This window comes from Streptacidiphilus sp. PAMC 29251, from assembly GCF_054208735.2.
This window is the reverse complement of sequence record NZ_CM135725.2, coordinates 6,020,647-6,043,400: the sequence shown is the minus strand read 5'-3', so window position 1 is coordinate 6,043,400 and position 22,754 is coordinate 6,020,647. Positions and strand designations below refer to the sequence as shown.

General features: G+C 71.2%; 12 protein-coding genes and 1 tRNA gene. 2 read left to right on the top strand and 11 right to left on the bottom strand.

From position 1 onward, the window contains the following. Positions 1–212 precede the first annotated feature (212 nt). Positions 213–1,034, bottom strand: a complete 822-nt coding sequence (locus tag ACXKR8_RS28820) for a transposase family protein (protein WP_458267492.1) — start codon at positions 1,032–1,034, stop codon at positions 213–215. A gap of 176 nt (positions 1,035–1,210) precedes the next feature. Between ACXKR8_RS28820 and ACXKR8_RS28815 the strand changes: the two genes are divergently transcribed. Beyond that, on the top strand, positions 1,211–2,143 hold the full coding sequence (locus ACXKR8_RS28815) for a DUF4238 domain-containing protein (RefSeq protein WP_458267491.1): 933 nt from the start codon (positions 1,211–1,213) through the stop codon (positions 2,141–2,143). A 330-nt stretch (positions 2,144–2,473) separates the two neighbouring features. On the opposite strand, the gene ACXKR8_RS28810 is transcribed toward ACXKR8_RS28815, so the two are convergent. From ACXKR8_RS28810 to ACXKR8_RS28800, 3 genes are all read right to left on the bottom strand, one after another. Then, a complete protein-coding gene (locus ACXKR8_RS28810) occupies positions 2,474–5,902 on the bottom strand; it encodes a hypothetical protein (RefSeq protein WP_458267490.1) in 3,429 nt (1,142 codons plus the stop codon). Between the two features lie 122 nt (positions 5,903–6,024). Beyond that, positions 6,025–9,567 (bottom strand): ATP-binding protein, encoded by a 3,543-nt coding sequence (locus ACXKR8_RS28805; protein ID WP_458267489.1) that lies wholly within the window; start codon positions 9,565–9,567, stop codon positions 6,025–6,027. 158 nt (positions 9,568–9,725) lie between these two features. Then, on the bottom strand, positions 9,726–10,088 hold the full coding sequence (locus ACXKR8_RS28800) for a hypothetical protein (RefSeq protein ID WP_458267488.1): 363 nt from the start codon (positions 10,086–10,088) through the stop codon (positions 9,726–9,728). A 320-nt stretch (positions 10,089–10,408) separates the two neighbouring features. Between ACXKR8_RS28800 and ACXKR8_RS28795 the strand changes: the two genes are divergently transcribed. Next, on the top strand, positions 10,409–10,573 hold the full coding sequence (locus ACXKR8_RS28795) for a hypothetical protein (RefSeq protein WP_458267487.1): 165 nt from the start codon (positions 10,409–10,411) through the stop codon (positions 10,571–10,573). Positions 10,574–10,919: 346 nt separating this feature from the next. Here ACXKR8_RS28795 and ACXKR8_RS28790 read toward each other — a convergent pair. The 7 genes from ACXKR8_RS28790 to topA all read right to left on the bottom strand — a co-directional run bounded on the left by ACXKR8_RS28790 (position 10,920) and on the right by topA (position 22,434). After that, positions 10,920–10,993, bottom strand: a tRNA-Thr gene (locus tag ACXKR8_RS28790). Between the two features lie 92 nt (positions 10,994–11,085). After that, entirely contained in the window at positions 11,086–11,745 is a 660-nt protein-coding gene (leuE, locus tag ACXKR8_RS28785; protein WP_458267486.1) for a leucine efflux protein LeuE, read from the bottom strand. A 70-nt stretch (positions 11,746–11,815) separates the two neighbouring features. Next, entirely contained in the window at positions 11,816–13,420 is a 1,605-nt protein-coding gene (locus tag ACXKR8_RS28780) for an alpha/beta hydrolase (RefSeq protein WP_458267485.1), read from the bottom strand. Between the two features lie 58 nt (positions 13,421–13,478). After that, positions 13,479–14,480 carry a hypothetical protein gene (locus tag ACXKR8_RS28775; RefSeq protein ID WP_462099896.1) on the bottom strand — a complete coding sequence of 334 codons (1,002 nt, stop codon included), beginning with the start codon at positions 14,478–14,480 and terminating at the stop codon, positions 13,479–13,481. A gap of 107 nt (positions 14,481–14,587) precedes the next feature. Continuing rightward, entirely contained in the window at positions 14,588–15,820 is a 1,233-nt protein-coding gene (locus ACXKR8_RS28770) for a DNA polymerase III subunit delta' (protein WP_458267483.1), read from the bottom strand. A 76-nt stretch (positions 15,821–15,896) separates the two neighbouring features. Beyond that, a complete protein-coding gene (gene tmk, locus ACXKR8_RS28765) occupies positions 15,897–19,415 on the bottom strand; it encodes a dTMP kinase (protein ID WP_458267482.1) in 3,519 nt (1,172 codons plus the stop codon). Between the two features lie 172 nt (positions 19,416–19,587). Beyond that, a complete protein-coding gene (gene topA, locus ACXKR8_RS28760) occupies positions 19,588–22,434 on the bottom strand; it encodes a type I DNA topoisomerase (protein WP_458267481.1) in 2,847 nt (948 codons plus the stop codon). Positions 22,435–22,754 lie beyond the last annotated feature (320 nt).

The following is a 22,754-nucleotide window of genomic DNA, read 5'->3' as shown; positions in this document are numbered from 1 at the left end:
GGGGCAATGAGCGGCCCCGGTCTGCGGGTATCTGACCGGGGCCGCTCCGTCTGCACCATAGGTGGACGGTTGCCTATGCTGTCCGCATGCTTCGAAGGCCGCTGCCACCCCTCCCCGCACCAGACGTTATCCAAAGGCGAATAGACATATTAAGGACGAAGGCAAGCGTTGCCGTGCATGACCAACACCTAGTGACGTTTTCTCAACGGTGATCACTTCCAGATTCCGTTGAGGACGAGTGCCGCTCGTGCGATGTCGCCGATCCGGTCGGGGCTCAGCGTGACGCGTTTGAGGGTGCGCCAGCGCTCCTTGAGTTCGGCGGCGGCTCGCTCGCCCAGGGCGCGGACCCCGCGCAGCACGGCGTTGTAGGTCTGGGTGTCGGCGTGAAGGCGCAGGTGGGAGCTGTTTTGTGGCTTCTTGAACGGGTGGTGGACGCCGATTCCGGCTCCCTGGTAGCCGGAGTCCGCGAGTGTGGGCAGGCCGTCGGCGGCTGCTTTGTAGAGCGCGGGCAGGCAGTGTTCGCGGGCGGCGACGATGTCGTTGGTGGAGCCCGGCTCGGCGTCGCTCACCCACAGCGGGGTGCCGTCCGGTGCGGACAGGAACTGCACGTTCGCCCCGAATGACCGGTGTTTGCCGGAGTACCACGTATCGACCTCCTTGCCCTCGCTGTTGACGTGGGCGCCCGCGACGCGGTCGGTCGTGATGAGCGTGCCGTCCAGCACCACGTGGCTGAGCCCTCGTTCCTGGCAGTCCTTCAGGACCTGGTGCAGGTCCGGGGCTTGAGCTGCGAGAACGTCGATCCCTTCGTGCAGGTAGCGGTAGCCGGTGGCCTGGGAGACGCCCGCGTCGCGGGCCAGGCAGTGCACGCATCCGCGCTCGCGGAACCAGCGCAGCACCAGCACCGCCTGACGGAACGGCCCCAACGCGCGGGAGCGCTTCGGCGTCCGCAGCGTCCGGCGATGCGCGGCCAGCAGTCGCGCGAGGTATTCGACGATGTGGCGCGGGACGTCGAGCGTGGCAACATAGGTGACCAACGTGAAGCCTCTGGTTGTAGCGACGATCTTGTGGTGAGAACCGTCCTACCAGGGGCTTTACGTCTGCTCGCAGCCGGGTCGGCCGCTCCGGCGCTCGCCGCGAACATCCGGTTTCATGCCGATCTGCCCAGCTTCGCGAAGATCATTTCACTGAGAAAACCTCAGTGTCAGGAGTCATGCTCCGACAGTTTTCCGCCCCGATTGGCCAGTCCGGCGCCGCACAGGTCAATTCGCTCAATCTGGAATACCCGCACGCCAACATCAGGGGACGCGGACTTGAGGAATGCGGGCAGGCCCCAATAGTCGATTTCGTGAAGTTCGAATCGGGATCCTTGGAGACGCTCTGGGGGCGAGCCGAGAACGCAGCAGGCAGCACATTCACCGCAGTTCGAGACGGCCATGGACTGGACCCGATGCATCTTGATCGGCTGCGCAACCTCGTCGCCATCCACCATGCCAGGAGCATTCAGTACTACACAGTTTTTCAGGACAGCTGGCTCCGCGCCACCGAGCAGGCGAGAGGCTTCTGGCAGGGGTACCCAGCAGTGCTCGACGCCATCGCCACCTCACGCCTGGGCCTCACAAGCGGTCACAGCCACAGCCACGAACGCGCCTTTCAGAACCTGCACGCACCCATCGCCGAGTGGGTCGAAACGGGGATCCTATTTCATGCCATGTTGCAATCACGCTACTGGCGCACACGTTACTGGCTGAAGGACCACGGCATTGAAATCATCACGCCAGCCCAAAGCGGCGAGTTCGTCGTAGGCGACATCCCAGCACTGACGGTCAGAAAAGGGATGCCCAACGCCGGAGTCAACGGCGGCATCGGCTACGCCTTCGCCGACGCGATTGTTCTTCCCATTGCGCCGAAGTATGCCCTCCGCGCTATTGACGGACCAAGCCGCTACATCGAGATCGGCGAGGACGAGGTTCACGAACTCAACGCCTGGCAGGTACGCGCCGCCTTCAGTCATGTGCATCTGCGACCCGGCAGCGGATTGGAAGACTATATACGGGAGGTGGACAGGCCCTTGCCCTCCGCAGGGGTCTGCCGCGACTTCTATCAGGTTTGCAAGGCAGCAAGCAAACGTGGCCGTAAGCCCTGACCGGGCGGATACTCAGCCATGACACCGGGAGCCGCAATATGGAATTTCCCGACCAGGAGGCCCTGACCGTGCTATCGGAAACTAGTGACTCCACGGCGAACTGATGAACGAGATCGAGGGTGAACTGCTCAATGAACTGGCGCCGGCCCGCGAATGCGGCTGTGCCGGTGGACCCGGCCGCAGTGGCAGTGGAGAGCGGACTCGCGGACGTCGTCACGGTTAGCGGCGGCGCGAGGCCGGGATCTCAGTGCACGACGAGGAGAGCTTCTTCCTCGACACGCTTTCCGAGTACCAGTGGGCTCGGGACGCCTGGAAGCCCTGCGGCTGGGCTCACGTGGCTCTGCCCTCTCCCGGTATTTTCTCGCTGACAGCGTTCCGGCCGTTTCCCTGTCCCTCGTCTCTGTGTTCTGTGGTGATGCGTTCCCCGCCCCCATATTCTTCGTCCGCGATCGTTACCAGCGCTGACGGGGCGGCCACGGCAAGGCCGTCTAGCGCATGCTGCCATGGAGCCGCGCACAGGCACCGGGCGACCAGCCGCCGCGCCTGCTCCGGAGCGACGACTTCCGCCAGCGCGGTGAGCACCCGCGCCTGGTAGCGCGGTTCGCCGATGTCGACGACCAGTTCCTCGGCCTCCAGGTACGCACCGGTGGCCACCAGCCCCGCTCCGACACGGCCGAGTGATTGGTCGCGGCGGGGGGTGCCGGGGAGAGCGCGGACGATCTCCGCAGTCTCCCCGAAGAGTAAGCGCGCCCGCTCGTAGTCCCCGCAGATGGTGAGGGCTTCCCCGACTGCGGTGAGATGCTGGGCCCGGCCCTCCGGATCGGGGATCTGGCGGGCCTCGGACTCGGCTTCGGTGAGCAGTTGTGCCGCCCGCTCCGGGTGCCCACAGGAGGCGAAACCCTCGGCGATGAAGGCAAGCCGCCAGACGCGGTCACCGATCTCCGGCATCCCCCTGGCCTCTGTCTCGCACCTGGCTAGCACGGCCGCACCCTGAATGTGCCGCCCCTGGATGCCCAGCTCCTTGCCCACGTGATCGAGCGCCTGGTTCCCGTCCGTCCCCGGGTACTCGACTGACCGAGCCAGCGTTTCAGCTCGTTCGTCGGCACTCGCGGTCACCAGGGCCACGGCAACGTCGGCGAGCTCATGCCCGCGGTAGACGGGATCGCCAATGAGCCCGGCGGCGATCTCCGCCTCCTCCAGAATCTGTACGGCGCGCGGCCGGTCCGCTCCCGTGGCCACCGCCCGCCCCACCTCGGTGAGCAGCCGGACGCGCCACAGCGGATCGGTCAAGGAGCGGGCCAGCGCCTCGGCCTGCTCCTGCGCCCCGGCCCCGATCAGGGCGCTGCCTAGCCAACGCCCTACTCTCTCCCCCTCAGGGCTGCCGACGTGGGCGCGCACGACGGCCTCCGCAGCGTCGAGCAGCGCAAGGGCCCGCTCCTGCTGTCCGGTCGTTGCCAGGGCCGCCCCCAGATCGATCAGTTCCCAGGCACGGCTGATCGGATCCACGGCGTCAGGCGCGAGCGCCTCGATCTCCTCTGCCAGGGACTCCGCCTCGGCGTGACGGCCTTCAGTAACCAGTGCCTTCGCCACTGAGGCGAGAGCACGCGCCCGGTACAGGGGTTCATCAAAGGAACGGGCCAGTGTCTCCGCCCGCACCTGCTCGCCGCGTTCTGCTAGATCCGTACTCACGAAGGCGAGCAGCTGAGCCTTCTCCGTGATTCCGCGGGCGATCTCCTCGGCCCGCTCCGCGAACCCGGCGGCAGACAGCACAATCCCGATCTGCAGAAGCGCCCAGTCTCCTTTCCCTTCTTCCCCCTCCTCCCCCGACCGTGCGACGGCCTCCGCCCTGGCCAGCAACTCCCCGACCCTTTCCCGCTGTTCCGGGCGGTCCCTCAGGGCCCAGGCGACGCTGACGAGGGGGTCGGACGACTCCGGAAGCAGCGCCTCGGCCTCCACCCACGTTTCCTCGGCGCGCTCTGTCTCCCCCAGGGCGTGGAGCACCCGTCCCGCCCCGGCGAGGACGCCGGCCCGCTGCCATTTCTCGCGAAGGAAGCCGGAACGTGCCAGGGCGACGGCTTCGGAGAGTGCTGCCCGCGTCTGGTCCCGTTCGCCGGCCTCCATCCATCCCTCCGCCACGGCCACCAAGGCCTGCGGCCTCGGGGAGGAGACGGTCAGGGCGGCGGCCCGGTCTGTCGCCTCCCGCAGTAAGGCTCCGGCCCCCTTGGGCTCGACCGGCCACCACGCCCGCCCCACCTCGACCAGGGTGAGTACCCGCTGCAGCGGGTCGAGGTCGGCGCGTGCATTTTCCGCCGCGTCCACGAAGACCGCCTCGGCCTCCTCGCGCGTGCCCGCGTCGGCCAGCGCCTGCCCCACCGCGGTCAGCGCCTCGGCACGTCGGCGAGGTTCGGCCAGGCTCCGGGCCAGTGCCTCGGCCCGCCGCGGCTGCCCCAACGTGACCCACACCGCTGGCAGACCGACGGGGACGTACTCGTTGCGCGCGTGAAGCGAGTCGCGCCGGACGGCCAGCCGGAGCAGGGCTGTCAGGTCCGGGGCGTCCGCTTCGAGCAGGGAGTGCTGGGTGGAGCGGATCTCGGTGAGAGCCGCCGAGTCGCCGCCGGTCAGGTCGCGCATCCGATCGTGGCGGGCGGAGTCGGCGACGAGAACGGCCAGCCGGGGCACGTCGGCGGTGGCGCGCAGCAAAGAAAAGTATCCGCGGAGCAGGTACTCCGGGGTGTCCGATGGCCATCGCGCGTCCGCGTAAAGGTCGGCCCAGGCGTGGATTCGGTCCCGGTAGGCCCCCAGCTCCTTGGGACCGAGCATCCGTACCGCGTGGTCCAGTAGTTCCTCGTGCCCGAGGACGAAGACTGGGGACAGTTCGCCCGGCCGGGAAGGGCTCTCCCGCATGCGGAAGGTACGCCCGGCCCTGCTGCGCAGCGTCTCCTCCACCTCGTATGGGCTCCGGTCCGTCAGCTCGGCCAGGTGCGCGGTGCCCAGACCGCCGCCCGAGGCGGTAAGCAGACCGAGCAGTTCGCGCTCGGCCCCCGGGCCCGCTAGCAAGTGCTTCAGCTCGCGCTGCGCCTCCACCCGGATTACCTGCGCGAAGGGAGACGCTTCCAGGAGCCGTACGATGCCGGGGTCGTGAAGGGGGTGATTTTCCGGTACGTCGCCCGGTACGGGTGGGTCGGGTCTGCCAGCCACGATCACCCGCATGCCGGCGGGCGGTCGCGCGGGCAGGAGTGCGGCGATGCTGTACGCGTCCGGTCCGGTGGTCACCCCGCGGTCCTCGTCCAGGCCATCGACCAGCAGCACCAGGCGCTCACCGCGCTGCCGGCACCGGTGAGCCGCCTCCTCCAGCAGACGTAGAAGGTGGGCCTCCCTGGTCGACGGAGTCAGAAACGCGACCGGTCCCTCGCCAAGTAGTTCACCGAGTTGCTCGAGTACGACGTCGGTGAATGCGACCCGGTCGTTCTGCGCGGCGAACCGGGCTGTGACGAAGAAGGGGACGACCCGTACGCCCTCGGGCGGGTGAAGGGCGAACCACGACATCAGCGCAGTCTTTCCGGCCCATGCCCCGGCCCGCCACCACGTGTACGGGCTGACCGCGCCCCCAGTGCAGAACGCAGCCAGTTCCTGGATCTCTGCCTCGCGGCCCGCCAGTATTTCCGGGGCGATCCGGAGGACCTGTTCGCCGTAACCGGAGCGCGTCTCCGGCTGTGTACCGACCCGCACGTCCCCATACACGATGCCGCTGTTGGCCACCGCCCCAGTCCGCGCCTCTGCCGCGCCCGTCCCGGACGCCCGCATGGACCACACCCGGCCTTTCGGCCGCGCCGCCGCAGCCCGCTCCTCTCGCGGCGGTGCGGTCCGCTCTTCGTGGTGCGTCACGGCGCCGACCCGCCCGCCGCGCCGGTATCCGCCGCCCTGGGGCCCCATCCGGGCGCGACGGAGCCGCCGCCCGTTTCCTCCCAGCCGAGAAGCGTGTCAGTGAGAGCCGGGAGAGCTTCGGGGGCGAGCCGGCCGAGGTCGTCGAGCAGGCTGCTCCAGTTGCCCAGGGCCAGCGCGCGTGCCATGAGCCGCCGCCCTCTGGCGGGCTCGACGAACCGCGTCAGCTTTGCCAGGGCGCCAGCGTGCCAGTTCGAATTGGGAATGCCTTCGGCCAGGTCCAGCGCGGTGCTGAGGTCGCCTGTCGCCGTCACCGCCTCCACCAGGCGGCTCAGCAACAAGAACTGCGTATACCCGTCGGTCCGCGAGCACGACTCCCCGGCCCGGTGGGCCCACATTGCTGCCAGGCCTGGCTGGCCCGACCTTGCCGCCGCCCTCACCAGAGCGACTAGCGCGTCCGCTTGGTAATACGGATCGGTGATGCCGCGCGCCAAATCCTCGGCTTCGTCGAATTGGCGGCTCCAGGCCAGTGCCTCTGCCGCGTACCGCGCCACTGAGTCCCTAAACTGGCTGTCCGAGCGTGTTTGGGCGAGGTCCCGCAGAGAAGCGGCGAGTACGGCGGCGCGGTGCCGGGCCCCGCCGACAGCCGCCGCCCGTGCGAGCGAGGTCAGCAGTCTGGCCCGGTCCTCCGGCAGAGCCTCGAACGCGTCGAGCAACCTCCCTGCCCGTTCGAACGCGCCGTGCGTGACCGCCTCCTGCGCCAACGTTCTCCCGACCTCGCGCCGTTCCCTCTCGTTGCCGATGCCGAGGACGAACGCTTCGGCCCGATCAAACTCGCCACGGTTGGACAGTGTCCGCACCAGCTCCTGGCCAGCCCACTCCCTCAGCGACGGCAGGATCGTCCGCGCCAGAGTCTCGGCCCGGTCCGACTCTCCCATCGCCGCCAGCGCGCCCACCCACTCCACCTGCACCTCCGCCCGCCAGTACGGCGAGGCCGTAGCACCGGCCAGAACGGGGAGGGCACCGGTCAGGCGCACCGCTCCGGCCCGATCACCCCCGGCGTCTGTCGCCCGCGCCAGCGCGGCCAGCGCCTTCGCCCGAGGATAGGGCCGGACACTCTCACGACAGAAGCGCTCGGCCACCGCGGCGAGCCCCGCTGCCCGCTCGATATCCCCGCAGCCGAGCGACACCTTCGCCATCAGGACCAGCGCCTCCGGGCGCCATTCAGGGTCTGTAATCGCGCGGGCCAACGCCTCGGCCCGCGCGTCTTCGCCCGCCAACGCCGCCGCTCCCGCCGCTGCCACCAGCAGCACGGCGTCGTCACTGTCGTCGGTGTCGTCATCTGCTGGCATGCTGGCTACAACTTCCAACGCCCGGGACAGCGCAGCCGCGCGTTCCCGGTCGGCGCATACAGTCAACGCCTGCACCGTAGCCCGGGCCAGAGACCGCGTCGACGACGAGTCCTTCCAGCACGGATGAGCGGGAATGGCGGCCGCCTCCGCAATCAGGTCCACCAGACGCGCGGCGCGCGGCGCGTCACCTGAGGCGACCACCGCCTCGGTGAGCGGCTCAACGACCTCAAGAGCCCACAGGGGCGGTCGGGCCCATCGGCTCAACTCCGCAGCCGCCTCCAAGAGCGGGGCTCCGTGTCTGCCGATGCCCGCAGCGGCGGCCGCCGCCAGCATCGCCTCTATCGCGGCCCGCCGCCGGGTAGAGCGCACCGTGCGGGCGAGGACTCCCAAGTGCCCCAGTGCGACGGCCACACGCTCCGGGTCCTCCGAGTCGGCCGCCCACTGCACATCCCCCTTGCACCAGGAGTGGATGTCGGTTCGGGCCAGTTCCTCAATGGCGTCGGCCAGTTCGCCGGCCCGCCCGCGATCCCCGCCCGCGGCGGCCGCCCGTGCCTGGGCAGCTAGGACCAGCGCCTTCTCGTGGGCGGTGGCGTGTGCCAGAACGACATCCATGGCGCGGTCCATGGCAGCGGCGCGGCCGAGGTCACCACCGGCTCCCGCCGCTTCCGCTACGGCCACCATTCGGCGCGCCCGCCAGCAGGCCATTTCACTGCCGCCGTTGAGGCCTTCGATGGTGTCGGCCAGCCGGGCCGCCCGCACCCGATCGCCCCCGAAGCCAACCACCACGGCGACCTCCGCCAGCGCGGCACCTACCGCTTCCGGATAGTCACTCCCTCGGGCCAGCGCCTCGGCGCGGTCCGCCTGGCCGACAGCGGCCCACACGGCGGGCAGGCTCACCGGATAGGTGTTGCGTTCCACGAGCCGATTGTGGTGGGCAACGAGCAGGGCCGTCCCCACAAGATCGGGTTCATCGCACGCCAGGACCATGGCCCCCGCGGCGACGATCTCGGCGAGGGCGGCAGTGTCCCCTCCGGTCAGTTCACGTATCCGGTCGTGGCGGGCAGAGTCGGTGGCGCAGGCGACAGCGCGGGGCAGGTCGGCGGTGGCGCGCAGCAGCCGGGCGTAGCCGCGCAGCAGGTACTCCGGAGTGTCCGGCGGCCAGCCCCGGTCGCAGTACGTCCCGGCCCACGCGTGCAGCCGTCCGCGGTAGCCGGACAGCCTGTCCTGGCCGAGCATGGTGAGCGCCGTCGTCTGGAGTTCCTCGTGGCCGAGGACATACACATCGGTGGTGGCCGTCACGGGCCCGGCAACCGACTGGCCGCCGCCCGCGCGAACAGTGAACGTACGTCCGGTGACTGCCCGGAGGTGCTGGGCCACCTCCCAGTCGTCGCAGCCGGCCAGTTCCGCCAGGTCGGCCCTACTCAGGCCACCCCCGGCAGCGGCCACCAGACCCAGCAGGTCCCGTTCCTCCGGCGCGCCGCGCAGCAGCCGCGCCAACTCGCGCTCGCAGTCGGCCCGGACCGCCGCCGCGAAGGGAGACGCTTCCAGGGGCCGTACGATGCCGGGGTCGTGAAGGGGGTGATTTTCCGGTACGTCGCCCGGTACGGGTGGGTCGGGTCTGCCAGCCACGATCACCCGCATGCCGGCGGGCGGTCGCGCGGGCAGGAGTGCGGCGATGCTGTACGCGTCCGGTCCGGTGGTCACCCCGCGGTCCTCGTCCAGGCCATCGACCAGCAGCACCAGGCGCTCACCGCGCTGCCGGCACCGGTGAGCCGCCTCCTCCAGCACGGCGAGCAGATGGCCTTCGCGGGTGGCTTCGGTGAGGTAGGCGGGCATCGGCTGCCCCAGCAGTGCAGTGAGCTGTTCGCCGACAACCTCCGTGAACGCCGTCCGGTCGCTCTGCCCGGCGAAGCGCGCGGTGATAAAGAAGGGCACGATCTCCACGGACTCCGGGGGGTGGAGCGCGAACCAGGCCATCAGCGCGGTCTTCCCCGACCAGGCCAGCGCCCGCCACCACGCATAGGGGCCCATGTCCGGCGCGGTGCAGAAGGCGGCCAGCTCGGCCAGTTCCGCCTCCCTGCCGCCCAGCTCGGAGGGCGCAATGCGCAGAACCTGCTGCCGGTACCCGCTGCGGGCAGCAGAAGGAGCATGCACAGCCACGTCACCATGCACGACGCCGCTGACCGCCACCCCGCCTGCTGTGGCGCGGGCTGCCCCGCTGCCGGTGACAGACGCCGACCACTGCCGCCACCCGCGCGCCTTCACTAAGCCTCCGTTCGTCTCACGTGCGTGCGTCTCTCCCGGATGAAGACCGGCCTCGTGGGCCGGAATCATCCGGGCCAACCCACTCAGGTCAGGCGGACGCCGCTGGTGGCATCCCCGCCAGCGGTAGCGTCGGCCGGGCCGGTTCGTTCCACCTCAACCGTTCCCAGATCCGCTCCCGTGCCGCCGGCAGCCGGAACGACGAGACCGGACACAGCGGTACCTCCGATGCCGGCCCGCGCCTCGCCGGTGCCCGCCACCCGCAGCCTGCGTGAATGCGGCGCGGGCAGGCCGGCCCAGACGGCGACACCGAGCGCCGCAACGGCCACCAACGCCGACACCACCGTGGCCACCTGATTCGCCGTATTCCCCCGGAGCAGGAGAAACGCCATACCCAGGCCCGCCACCGCCAAGGAGGTCACCATCAGCACGATCCGCCGTGTGTTCATCCCTCCATTATCACGGCAACCACCGCGCGCTGGAACGACTTTGCACGGAACGGTCAATCCGCAACTGGCCCTTCCGCACCGTGCTAACACTCGGGCCCAAGGGCATCACCGCGTACAAGCAGCAGAGCCGCCGCATATGGGCTGGGGCGGCTGCAGAACAGATAACGCGTCAACACCGCAATCCCCCGCCCCCAACGGGATCTTCCGGCAACCAGCTGGCCCCGGACCCGTCCGCCAGGCCGTCCACAAGCCTTGTCGACGTGCAGATTAACCCTGTCGCCCTCCAGGAATCGGTGAACTTGCGCGGCACCGGGAGGACCGTGGCCAAGGTGATACTGCCGGACACTGGCTGCGAGTCGCCCGACATGTACACCTGGTGGTTGTGGGGTGACGTCAGGAGCGTGACCCAGCATCTCCGGGCCGGGCACGGCGACACCAACACGAGCCTGCAGCACGCCGTCAGCCTGGCGCCGCTGGGCATGTAGGGCCGCGACCGTCACCATGTCCCGCACCGCTCTCTGAAGAATTATCCGGCGCGCCCCCGTGCCGCGCCGACCGGACGCACTGGCGCACCGCATCTTCGCGGTCTCAGGATGGGGGACCGCACGAGCAGCAGGCATCTTCTTGTAGAGACTGGACAAGTCCGCAGCTTTCACCGGCCAACCGAAGCCTGCGCGATGGCCCCACCTCTGCAGCGCCTCCGCAAAAATGGCCACACTTCGGCCACACGTTCCCATCGTCGGGCTTGCCGGATGCTTCGGCTAGTCCGAGGGAAGGTCAAGAAAATGGAAAAACCCCAGGTCCCGGCGAGGGAGTCCTAGGGTTCTTCAGGGCCGCCTTCGGGATTCGAACCCGAGACCTACGCATTACGAGTGCGTTGCTCTGGCCAACTGAGCTAAGGCGGCACCGTCGACGATCTGTTGATCGGCAACCGTGGATAGTCTACACAGTCCACAGGGGTGGTTCCGACCCTGTTGTCCCGCGCTGGCGCCCCGCGCTATCCGGCCGAGGCGGTCGCCAGTTTCGCGGCGAAACCGATGAAGAGGGCGGCGATGCCGGTGGTCAGACCGGCCGAGAGGCGACGGCGGCGGCGGAAGGCGTTGGCGAGCGTGGTGCCCGCCATGATCAGCGTGGTCAGGTAGAGGAAGCTGAACAACTGGATGGTGGCGCCGAGTATGACGAAGGCCACTTCCGGCTGCCCGTAGGACCGGTCCACGAACTGCACGAAGAAGGACAGCAGGAAGAGGATCGCCTTGGGGTTCAGCAGGCTGATCACCAGCGCCCGGCGGAACGGCCGCTCCTGCGCGTCCGGCGCGTCGGCCTGGTCGGCATCCGTGTCCGGGTCGGTGTTGCGGTCCAGCCACATTCGGCGGGCCGACTTCAGCATCCCGTAGCCGATGAAGACCAGGTAGCCGGCCCCGACCAGCTTCACCCCGTCGAAGACCAGCGGGGTCGCCTTCAGCAGCGAGGCCGCGCCGAGCGAGGTCAAGGTGATCAGCGTGGTGTCGCCGAGGAAGACCCCGAAGGCGGCGCGGAAGCCGGTGCGCACGCCCTTGCGGGCGGCGACCGAGAGCACATACATGGAGTTGGGCCCGGGCAGCAGGATGATCAGCAGTGCGCCCAGCACATAGGTGCCGTAGTTGATGACTCCGAACATGCCCGCCGCCTCGTCCTTCCACCGCACCACCAATTAGTGCGATGAAAGGATTGTGACAGCTGCAAGCCCCTTACTTGCACACGGTTCCCTTGGCCGGGGTACGACCGGTCAGCAGATAGACGTTCACCGCGCCGTCGATGCACTGGCTGCCCCGGGCGTAGGCGGTGTGGCCGTCGCCGTCGTAGGACAGCAGCGTCCCCGAGTCCAGCTGCGCGGCCAGGGCCTGGGCCCAGGCGTAGGGGGTGGCCGGATCCCGGGTGGTGCCGACCACCACGATCGGGGCCGCGCCCTTGGCCGGGATGGTGTGGGCCGCACCGGTCGGCTTCACCGGCCAGTACGCGCAGGTCAGACCGCCCCAGGCGAGCGTGGTGCCGAAGTGCGGGGAGGCCTTGCGATAGGCCGCGAGCTGCTGCTCCACCTGCTCCGGGCCGGTGGCGGCGGTCGACAGGTCCAGGCAGTTCACCGCCGCGTTGGCGTACATCAGATTGCTGTAGTGGCCCGAGCCGTCGCGCTCGTAGTACTGGTCGGAGAGCGTCAGCAGGCCGGAGCCGTCGCCGTGCTCGGCCTGGGTCAGCGCCCCGCGCAGCTGCGGCCACTGCTCCTGGTCGTACATCGCGGCGATCACACCGGTGGTGCCCAGCGCCTCGTCCAGCTTGCGGGAGGTTCCGGTGTTCAGCGGGTGGGCGTCCCAGGAGGCGAACAGCTGGTCCAGCTTGGTGTCGGCCTGCCCGGTGCTGCTGCCGAGCGGGCAGCCGCTGCTCTTGACGCAGTCGGCGGCGAAGGCGTCGAAGGCCGTCTCGAAGCCGCCGGCCTGCTGGCTGTTCAGCTGCAGAGCGTCCAGCGAGGGGTTCATCGCGCCGTCGAGCACCATCCGGCCCACCCGGCTGGGAAACAGCCCCGCGTAGGTCGCGCCGAGGAAGGTCCCGTAGGACTTGCCCAGGTAGTTGAGCTTGGCGTCGCCGAGCAGCGCCCGCACCACGTCCATGTCCCGTGCCGAGTCGACCGTGCTGACGTGCGGCAGCAGCCGGCCGGAGAGCTTCTCGCAGCCCTGCGCCAACGACTTGTCGGCCGCGACCAGGGTGTTGATCTCGGCCGGGGTGTCCGGGGTGGTGTCGGTCGCGGTGTAGGCGTCCATCTGCTTGTCGCTCAGACAGCTGACCGGGGTGCTGCCGGCCACCCCGCGCGGATCCACCCCGACGATGTCGTAGGAGGCGCGGACCACGGCCGGGTAGCTGCTCGCCGCGTACTCCGCGTAATCCACCGCGGAGCCGCCGGGGCCACCCGGGTTGATCAGCAGCGAGCCGAGCCGGGTGGAGCCCTTGCCGGAGGCCTGGTGCCGGACCACGGCGAGGGAGATGTCACCGGACCCGGGGTCGGCGTAGTCCAGCGGGACCTTCACCGTCGCGCACTGGAATCCGCTGTCGCAGGAGTGCCAGCTCAGCTTCTGCCCGTAGTAGCGCTGCAGTGCGTCCGGAATCGCCGCGGGCAGCGGTTCCAGCACCGGCGCGGTGGCCGGGGCGGCCGCCGCCGGTGCGCTGGTGACGGCGGAGTCGGTGGACGAGGACGCGCTGGATGACGACCCCGTTCCGGAGGGGGTGCCGGACGAGGAGCACCCGCTCAGGGCGAGCCCGGCGAGCAGCAGTGATGCCGTCGCGATACGCGGAACAAGCTTCATCTTCTTCTGTCCTCAACTCTCTCTGCAGCACGCAGAGCGTATCCGTCGGCGCTGTCAGTCACCGCCGCGTGGTCGCCAGTTGTTCGGTCAGATATCCGGCGGCGAGCCGGACCAGGCGGAAGCGCTCCCGCTCGACCGAGAAGTCCCGGACCGCCGAGGACACCCGGACGGCGGTACCCGGCAGCCTTACCAGCGCGGAGTTCAGCTTGGACGCCGAGGCCTGGCCCGCGGTGTCCCGGCTGGAGTCGGCGAGCAGCAGCCGCGCCACCGAGCCGGAGCCGGGCGCGGCGGTGGTGACGGCGGCGGGCATCGCGTCATAGCGTCCGCCGAGGCCGGCCGCCGCCCGGTACTGCGCCGGGGCGGCGAGTTCCGTCGCCACCGCGCAGGGCGCGCCGGCGTCCAGGCCGAGGACGCCCCAGCCGCCGGCCGCCGGGTCCACATGGAACCGGGCGGCGACAGCGGCACGCAGGCGATTGCCGGTCAGCGCGGGATCGACCGTTCCGGCCGCGGCGCAGGGGGCGGCCGGGACGACGGCGACCATCGGGTTGGCCCGGCCCGAGTCGACCGCCCCGGCCAGGCCCTCGAACACATCGTCGAGGTCGGCGTCGTCCGCCAGTACCAGCACGGCCTGGAGCGGGGCCGACCGTCCCGCGTACTGCTCGGGCAGCCACACCTTGAACCGGCCGGGCAGTCCGGGCAGCGAGCCCTGCAGCAGCTGGCCGCCGTGGGGGCGGGCGATCACGGTCAGCGCGGTCGGTGCCGTCGGCGAGGTCGGCGCGGCCGGGGAGGGGGTGGGCGCGGGGGCCGGCCTGGTCACCGTGGGGTGGGCCAGGGGACGGGCGGCCACCCGTGCGTCGGCGGAGACCGCAGCAGGTCGCGCCACCGGGGACGTCAGCAGCAGCGCCAGGCTGCCGGTCAGCACACCGCCGAATGCCAGCAGCGCGAGGCCCCCGCGCAGGACCGCCCCCAGATAACGGGGCGTCAGTTCATACACAAGACCGGCCCGCTGCTCACGCCAGGAGGCCAGCGCACCCCCGGCCAGCCACACTGCCGCCACCACACCCAGCACCGCGAGAACCGCCCACCACAAGATCACTGGGGTGCCATCCCCCGGCAACCGGGACTACTCCCCCGGCAACCCGCAGTGTCACCCGAAAGAGCGACAGCTCACCCCGCGCGCAGCGCCACCGTCATCGCCTCCACCGCGAGCAGCGGGGCGACATTGCGCTCCAGGGCGCGTCGGCAGTCGAGCACCGCCTCTATCCGGCGCAGCGTCCCCTCCGGCCCGGACTCCCCGGCGACCCGCTCCACCGCCGCCCGCATCTCCTCGTTGGAGAGCTCGCCTGCGGCGCGGAACTGCACCGCCAGGACGTCCCGGTAGAAGGAGGAGAGGTCGATCAGCGCCCGGTCCAGGGTGTCCCGCTGGGTCCGGGTGGCCCGGCGCTTCTGCCGGTCCTCCAGGTCCTTCATCGCCCCCGCCGTCCCGCGCGGCATGCGGCCGCCGATGCCTGCGGCGGCGCCGAGCGCGGCCCGCAGCTCCTCGGTCTCCCGGGTGTCGACCTCCTCGGCGACCTGCTTGGCGTCCGCGGTCGCCGCGTCCACCAGGGCCTGGGCGCCGGCCAGGCAGGCCCCCAGGTCGGCGACCCGCAGCGGCAGCTTCAGCACCTCGGCCCGGCGCTCGCGGGCGGCCGGGTCCAGCGCGAGGCGGCGGGCCCGTTCGATGTGGCCCTGCGCGGCACGGGCCGCGAAGATCGCCATCTCCGGCTCGATGCCGTCCCGGCGCACCAGGACGTCGGCGACCGCCCTGACCGGCGGCGTCCGCAGCACCAGCAGCCGGCAGCGGGAGCGGATGGTCGGCAGCGCGTCCTCCACCGAGGGTGCGCAGAGCAGCCACACGGTGCGCTGCGCGGGCTCCTCGATCGCCTTGAGCAGGACGTTGGCCGCGCCCTCGGTCAGCCGGTCGGAGTCCTCCACGATGATCACCTGCCAGCGCCCGCCGGCCGGGGACATCGAAGCGCTGCGGACCAGCTCCCGGGTCTCCTTCACACCGATGCTCAGCACATCGGTGCGCACCGACGCCACGTCCGCGTGACTGCCGATCAGCGCGGTGTGGCAGCCCTCGCAGAAGCCGCAGCCGGGGATCCCGCCCAGCTCCAGATCGGGTGAGGTGCACTGCAGCGAGGCGGCGAAGGCCCGGGCGGCGGTAGCCATGCCCGAGCCCGGCGGCCCGGTGAACAGCCAGGCGTGGGTCATCCCGGTGGTCCCGGCCCCGGCCGGCGCGGCCTGCTCGTCCTCACCGCTGGTACGGCCGCCGGCCAGGACGACCCGCGCCGAGCGGGCGGCGGTGACCAGCTGCTCCACCACCTGCTCCTGGCCCACCAGGTCGTCCCAGACACTCACGGTTGCTCTCTCCAGAACTTCGTCTCAGAACTTCAGCGGATCACGACTTCAGCGGATCACGGGCGAGCCTAGGGGGTCAGCGCTTGCCCTTGCGGCCCTTGCCGCCTGACTCGTCCTCGCCGCCGCCGTCCCACTGGGACCACTCGTCCCGGGAGCCGAGCAGCTCGTCGGTGAGGCTGGGCAGGTCGTCCAACGGGGTCTCCTCAGCCCAGTCGTAGCGGCTGCCGGCCGCCCGCTGGGACGCCGGGGCGTCCTGCTCGACGATCGGCATCTCGGTGGTGCGCTCCACCGGGGGGTGCTGCGGGGCCGGCTGCCGCGGCGCTGCCTGCCGCGGGGCCGGCTGCTGCGGGGCCGGGGGCTGGCCCTCCTCGGGACGGAACAGCCAGTCGGGGGAACCCTCCTGGACGCTCTCGCCGCTCTTGGGGCGGGCCACCCGCCAGGACTTCGGCAGGCGACCGCCCTGACCCGGCGGCGTCGTCTGCTGCGCGGCCTGAGGGGCCTGCGGCGGCACCGGCGGGACCTTGGGCAGCACGGCCGTCCGCTCCTCCGCCGGGGTGGTCGCCGGGGTCGGCCTCGTCGGCGGGGTGCGCGGGGCCGGCGGGGTGCGCGGGGTGACCGCCCGGCCGCGCTTGGGAGCGGGCGCCTCGGGCGCCTCTGCGGGCACCTGCGGCATGACCGTGGTCGTCTCCGCCGCCGACTCGCCACCCACTGCCGACTCGCCGCCCGCCACCGGCTTGCTCCCGGCCGCGCGGGCCGCGTCCGCACGGCGGATCGCCTCGGCCCGGTCCTCCTCGCTGATCACCTCGGTCGGCTGGTCGGGCGCGACCTGCGGCTTGCCCGGGGCCGTGTCCTGAGCCTTGCCCTGAGCCTGAGCCTGGTCCGGGGCCTTGTCCTGGGGCGTGCTCTGCGGCGCCACCACCGGGACCTCCCGGGTCGGCGCCTCGGCGCCGGGCGCCGGGGCGGCCTCGGCCGCGCTCGCCGCCGTTGCCGCAGCGGCGGCCGCCGCCGCTTGCGCGGCCGCCTGCCGTTCCGTCTCGGCACGTCGCAGCGCGTCCTCGGCGCGGCGGCGCTCATGGGCCCGCCGCTCGTCGCGCTGGCGCTCCAGCTCGGCCAGTCGCGCCGCCTCCGACTCGATCCGGCGGCGTTCCGCTGCCTCCGCCTCGCGCCGCTCCTGCTCGGCCGCCGCACGGCGGGCCGCCTCGGCCTCGGCGGCCAGTCGGGCCTGCTCGGCGGCGAGCCGCGACTTCTCGGCGGACTTGCGGTCCTCCTCCGCCTGCAGGGCCTTGGCCTGCTCCTCCTCGGCCAGTCGCAGCCGCTCCAGCTGTTCCTGCTTCTCCCGCTCCGCCTGCTCGGCGTCGGCCTTGGCCTTCTCCTCGGCTGCTATCCGGCGCAGCTCGGCCTCGCGGGCCAGCCGCTCCTGCTCGATCCGGGCGACCCGCTCCTGCTCGGAGAGCGGCAGCTCGCGGTCCAGCCGGTGCCTGATCGCGGTGGTGACCGCGGCCGGCGTCTGCGCGGCGTTGACCACCAGGTAGCGGACCGGGTCGGCGGCGGCCAGCGCAAGGAAGCCGGTGCGGACCCGGGCGTGGAAGTCCTCGGGCTCGGACTCCAGCCGGTCCAGCGCCTCGGTGAAGCGCTCCCGCGCCGCGGCCGGGTCGACGTCCAGCAGCACGGTGAGGTCGGGCACCAGGCCCTCGGTGGCCCAGCGGTTGATCCTGGCCACCTCGCTCGCGGCCAGGTCGCGGCCCGCGCCCTGGTAGGCGACCGAGGAGTCCATGTAGCGGTCGGTGATGACCACGGCGCCGCGGTCCAGCGCCGGGCGGATCACGTTCTCGACGTGCTCGGCCCGGTCCGCCGCGTACAGCAGGGCCTCGGCGCGGTGCGAGATGCCGGTGTTGCCGACGTCCAGCAGCATGGCGCGGAGCCGCTGGCCGATGGCGCTGCCGCCGGGCTCGCGGGTGACCACGACCTCGTGGCCCTTACTGCGGATCCACTCGGCGAGGGCCTGGGCCTGGGTGGACTTCCCGGCGCCGTCGCCGCCCTCGAGGGCGATGAAGTATCCGCTGCCGGCCCGGTGCGGGACGGGCTTGGAGCCGCCGCGCAGGGCGTCCCAGACGTCCCGGGTGAACGGCGCGGTGCCCCGGCGGTCGTCGGCGCGGAGGAACACCACCACGGCGAACACCAGCAGCAGCAGGCCCAGCAAGGAGACGGCCAGGCCGGCCCCGCCGTGGTCGAACTGCAGCGATTGGGTGTCCACCATCTGCGGGCCGATGGCCGCGGCCAGCAGCGGGGCGACCACCAGGCCGATCCCGACGGCGACCCGCAGCATCGACCGCAGGTGCTCCTGGACCAGCGGCTGCCGGGCCGGCTCGGTCTCCAGGTCGAGCAGTACGTACGCGGTGCGCAGGACGACTCCGGCGGCCACCCCGGCCAGGGTGATCAGCACCAGCGCCAGCACGAAGTCCTGGACCAGGCCGGCCAGCAGCAGGGCCAGGCCGGTGCTGCCGACGGCGAGCGGAAGCAGCCTGCGGCGGCCGAGCACCGGCAGCACCGAGGGGGCGATCCGCAGGCCCAGGACCGGGGCCGCGGTGGCGGCGAGGACCAGCAGGCCGAAGCCGACCGGGCCGGCCAGCAGGTCGTGCGCGTGCGGCAGCGCCGAGGCCACCATGCCGCCCATGGCGGCGGCGGATCCGGCGGCGGAGAAGCTGAAGAGGACGGCGCTGCCGGTGCGGCCGCGCGGCGCCCGCTCGCCGGGGGTGGTGTCGGTGGGCGCGCGCAGCCCGGTCAGCGGTGAGTACGGGGCGATCGGGCCCGAGGCGGACGGTAGTTCCTGCAGGTACAGCAGCACCGCCGAGGCCACCAGCAGCCCGGCCGCGCCGAACGACGAGACGGTGCCGGTGTGGTCGTCCAGCCAGCCGATGCCCGAGGACAGGCCGTTCTCGATCAGCGTCAGCGCCACCAGCACGGCGGCGGCCAGCGGGACGGCCGCGTAGCCGGTCCACTGGTCGATGTGGCGCAGCACCGGGCGCTGGTCCACGGTCGGGACGCCGGGCGCGGTGGCCGGAAGCAGTCGTTCGCCGACCGCCTCGCGGGCGATCGCGGCGATCCGCTCGGCGGCGGCGGCGACGAAGAGGGTGATCAGCAGCCAGACCGCGGCCGTGGCATGGCTCCAGACGATCCAGAACGGGGCCACCCCGAACAGCACCGCCCGCAGCACGTCCGCGCCGAACAGGGTCCAGCGCCGGTCCACCCGGTCCAGCAGTCGGGCCAACGGCTCCAGCAGCAGGACCCCGAGCAGCAGCGTGGTCAGCAGCCGCAGCGCGAAGACCGCGGCGACGGCCAGCAGCACGGCCCGGTAGCCGGTGCCGAACTCCCCGGTCGCCGCTGCCTCGACCACCAGGATCAGCAGCACCAGCAGGCCGAGCCGGTCACCCACGGACCCCAGCAGCTGGGCCCGCCACAGCCGTCGGAAGGAGCGGACGCGCAGCAGAGCCCCGGCCCGCTCGGCGGGGCTGCCGCCGGGCACGACCGTGAGAACGGTGGGCGTGGTGGGGGTGTCAGGCGTGGGGTCGGGGCCGGGCTGCTCCGCACTGGTCATAGCGGCCAGCCTAACCGGAGGCTCGGACACCAAACCGCCGTCCGGCATAAGTCCACAAGGCCCTGACACATCTGTGACCGCGCAGCGACGCGGAGGGGGTGTTTCCTGCCCCTCCGCGTCGCCTTCGGTCCCGTGCGCGTTCAGCCGGGCACGCGGGGTCAGCTCATTCGGCTCACTCGGCCGCGGCGGGCTTCTTGGCGGTGACCTTCTTCGCCGGGGCCTTCTTGGCCGCGGTCGTGGTCTTCTTGGCCGCTGTCTTCTTGGCGGCGGCGGTCTTGGTCGCCGTGGCCTTCGCCGTGGCGGCCTTCTTCGCCGGGGCCTTCTTCGCGGGCGCCTTCTTGGCGACCTTCTTCGCCGGCCCCTTGGCCCGCTTCTCCGCCAGCAGCTCGTAGCCGCGCTCCGGGGTGATCTCCTCCACCACGTCGTCGCGGCGAAGTGTGGCGTTTGTCTCACCGTCGGTGACATAGGCGCCGAAGCGGCCGTCCTTGACCACCACCGGCCGCTCGCTGACCGGGTCCACGCCCAGCTCGCGCAGCGGCGGCTTGGCGGCGGCGCGTCCGCGCTGCTTGGGCACCGCGTAGAGGGCCAGCGCCTCCTCCAGGGTCACCGTGAACATCTGCTCCTCGTTCTCCAGGGAGCGGGAGTCGGTGCCCTTGGTGAGGTACGGGCCGTAGCGGCCGTTCTGCGCGGTGATCTCCACGCCGTCCGGGTCCACCCCGACGGTCCGCGGCAGGCCGAAGACCTTGAGCGCGTCGTCCAGGGTGACGTCGTCCAGCGACATGGTGGACAGCAGCGACTGGGTCCGCGGCTTCACCGCGTTCTTGCCGGTCTTCGGGGTGCCCTCGGGCAGCACCTCGGTGAAGTACGGGCCGTAACGACCGGTCTTGGCGACGATCTCATTGCCGCTGACCGGGTCCTTGCCCAGCTCGCGCACCCCGCTGGGGGCGGCCAGCAGCTCCTCGGCGAACTCGGCGGTGAGCTCGTCCGGGGCCATCTCGTCCGGGACGTCGGCGCGCTGCTCGCCCTTCTCCACGTACGGGCCGTAGCGGCCGACCCGGAGCACGATGCCGCTGTCGCCGATCGGGAAGGAGCTGATCTCGCGGGCGTCGATCGCGCCGAGGTCGGTGACCAGTTCCTTGAGCCCGCCGAGGTGGTCCCCGTCGCCGTTGCCGGCGTCGGCGGCCGAGGCGGCGGAGGTGGCCGGCTCGCCCTCGGTGGTCTGGCCGTAGTAGAACCGGCGCAGCCAGGGCACCGAGGCGCCCTCGCCGCGGGCGATCCCGTCCAGGTCGTTCTCCATCTTGGCGGTGAAGTCGTAGTCGACCAGGCGGCCGAAGTGCTCCTCCAGCAGCCGGACCACGGCCAGCGCCAGGAACGAGGGGACGAGCGCCGTCCCCTTCTTGAAGACGTAGCGACGGGCGACGATGGTGTCGATGATCGCGGCGTAGGTGGACGGGCGGCCGATCTCCCGGTCCTCCAGGTCCTTGATCAGCGAGGCCTCGGTGAAGCGGGCCGGGGGCTTGGTCGCGTGGCCGTCGGGGGAGATCTCCTCCGCGCCCAGGGTGTCCCCCTCCGCGACCGGGGGCAGCCGGCTCTCGCGGTCGTCCAGCTCGGCGTCGGGGTCGTCGCGGCCCTCGACATAGGCCTTGAGGAAGCCGTGGAAGGTGATGATCTTGCCACTGGCCGAGAACTCGGCGTCCCGGCCGTCGGTGGAGGCGCCGGCCACCTTGACCGTGACCGACTGGCCGACGGCGTCCTTCATCTGGGAGGCGACGGTGCGCATCCAGATCAGCTCGTAGAGCCGGAACTCGTCGCCGCGCAGCCCGGTCTCGGCCGGGGTGCGGAAGCGGTCGCCGGAGGGGCGGATCGCCTCGTGCGCCTCCTGGGCGTTCTTGACCTTGCCGGTGTAGACCCGGGGCACGTCCGGCAGGTACTCACGCCCGTACAGCTGCTCGACCTGGGCCCGGGCGGCGGTGATCGCCGTCTCCGAGAGGGTGGTCGAGTCGGTACGCATGTAGGTGATGAAGCCGTTCTCGTACAGCTTCTGCGCCACGTCCATGGCCCGCTTGGCGCCGAAGCCCAGCTTGCGCCCGGCCTCCTGCTGCATGGTCGTGGTCCGGAACGGGGCGTACGGGGAGCGTCGGTACGGCTTCGACTCGACGCTGCGGACCCGGAAGGCGGTGTCGGCGAGGCCGGCCGCCAGGGTGCGGGCGGCCTCCTCGTCCAGGTGCAGGACCTGGGCGGAGCCGGCCTTGAGCTGTCCGACCGAGTCGAAGTCACGGCCGGAGGCGACCCGGCGGCCGTCCACGGAGAACAGCCGCGCGCCGAAGGTGCCGGGGTCGCCGACATCTGTGCCCCGACCGCTGGCGAAGACCGCGGTGAGGTCCCAGTACGAGGCGGAGCGGAAGGCCATCCGCTCCCGCTCGCGCTCGACCACCAGCCGGGTCGCCACGGACTGCACCCGGCCCGCCGAGAGCTTCGGCATGACCTTCTTCCACAGCACCGGCGAGACCTCGTAGCCGTACAGGCGGTCGAGGATGCGGCGCGTCTCCTGGGCGTCGACCAGGCGCTTGTTCAGCTCGCGCGGGTTGTTGACCGCGGCCTGGATGGCGTCCTTGGTGATCTCGTGGAAGACCATCCGGTGCACCGGGACCTTGGGCCGCAGCACTTCCTGGAGGTGCCAGGCGATGGCCTCTCCCTCGCGGTCCTCATCGGTGGCGAGGAAGAGTTCGTCGGCGTCCTTCAGCAGCGACTTGAGCTTCGCGACCTGGGCCTTCTTGTCGGCGTTGACGACATAGATCGGCTCGAAGTTGTTCTCGACGTCGATGCCGAGCCGACGCACCTCACCGGTGTAGCCGTCCGGCACCTCGGCGGCGGTGCCGGGGAGGTCGCGGATATGCCCGACGCTCGCCTCGACCACATATCCGGGGCCGAGGTAGCCCTTGATCGTCTTCGCCTTGGCCGGCGACTCAACGATGACGAGTCGCTGGATTTGGCGTGCGGTCTCGCTGGTCGGGGACACCTTCGCTCTTCTCTCCCGGTCGATTGGGGTACTGGGCCGCTCGGCGCCGCTGCCGGTCCAAAGTCAATGAAGCCCTGAGAGCGGAGTGTGACCGCATCAAGGTCCCCTTGTCAAACGGACGAATCCCGATTTGTGAACCACGGGACACCGGTGACGACTCTCGAACGGTAACCCGAAGGCGGGTGTTTCCGCCCTACAGATCACCACTGAGGGCTGAAGCGGACATGCCGGATGATAGGACTACAGCCAGCTCGACTCGTGGACAACCAGACACCTTCGGCGTGTTCTGCGGCCATCCGGCCGCATACGACCGAGCCTTC

Bases quoted from the DNA above. Each gene is read 5' to 3' on its own strand.
- ACXKR8_RS28800 (WP_458267488.1), bottom strand. From the start codon at position 10,088: ATGAACACACGGCGGATCGTGCTGATGGTGACCTCCTTGGCGGTGGCG.
- tmk (WP_458267482.1), bottom strand. From the start codon at position 19,415: ATGACCAGTGCGGAGCAGCCCGGCCCCGACCCCACGCCTGACACCCCC.
- ACXKR8_RS28780 (WP_458267485.1), bottom strand. From the start codon at position 13,420: ATGAAGCTTGTTCCGCGTATCGCGACGGCATCACTGCTGCTCGCCGGG.
- leuE (WP_458267486.1), bottom strand. From the start codon at position 11,745: ATGTTCGGAGTCATCAACTACGGCACCTATGTGCTGGGCGCACTGCTG.
- ACXKR8_RS28815 (WP_458267491.1), top strand. From the start codon at position 1,211: ATGCTCCGACAGTTTTCCGCCCCGATTGGCCAGTCCGGCGCCGCACAG.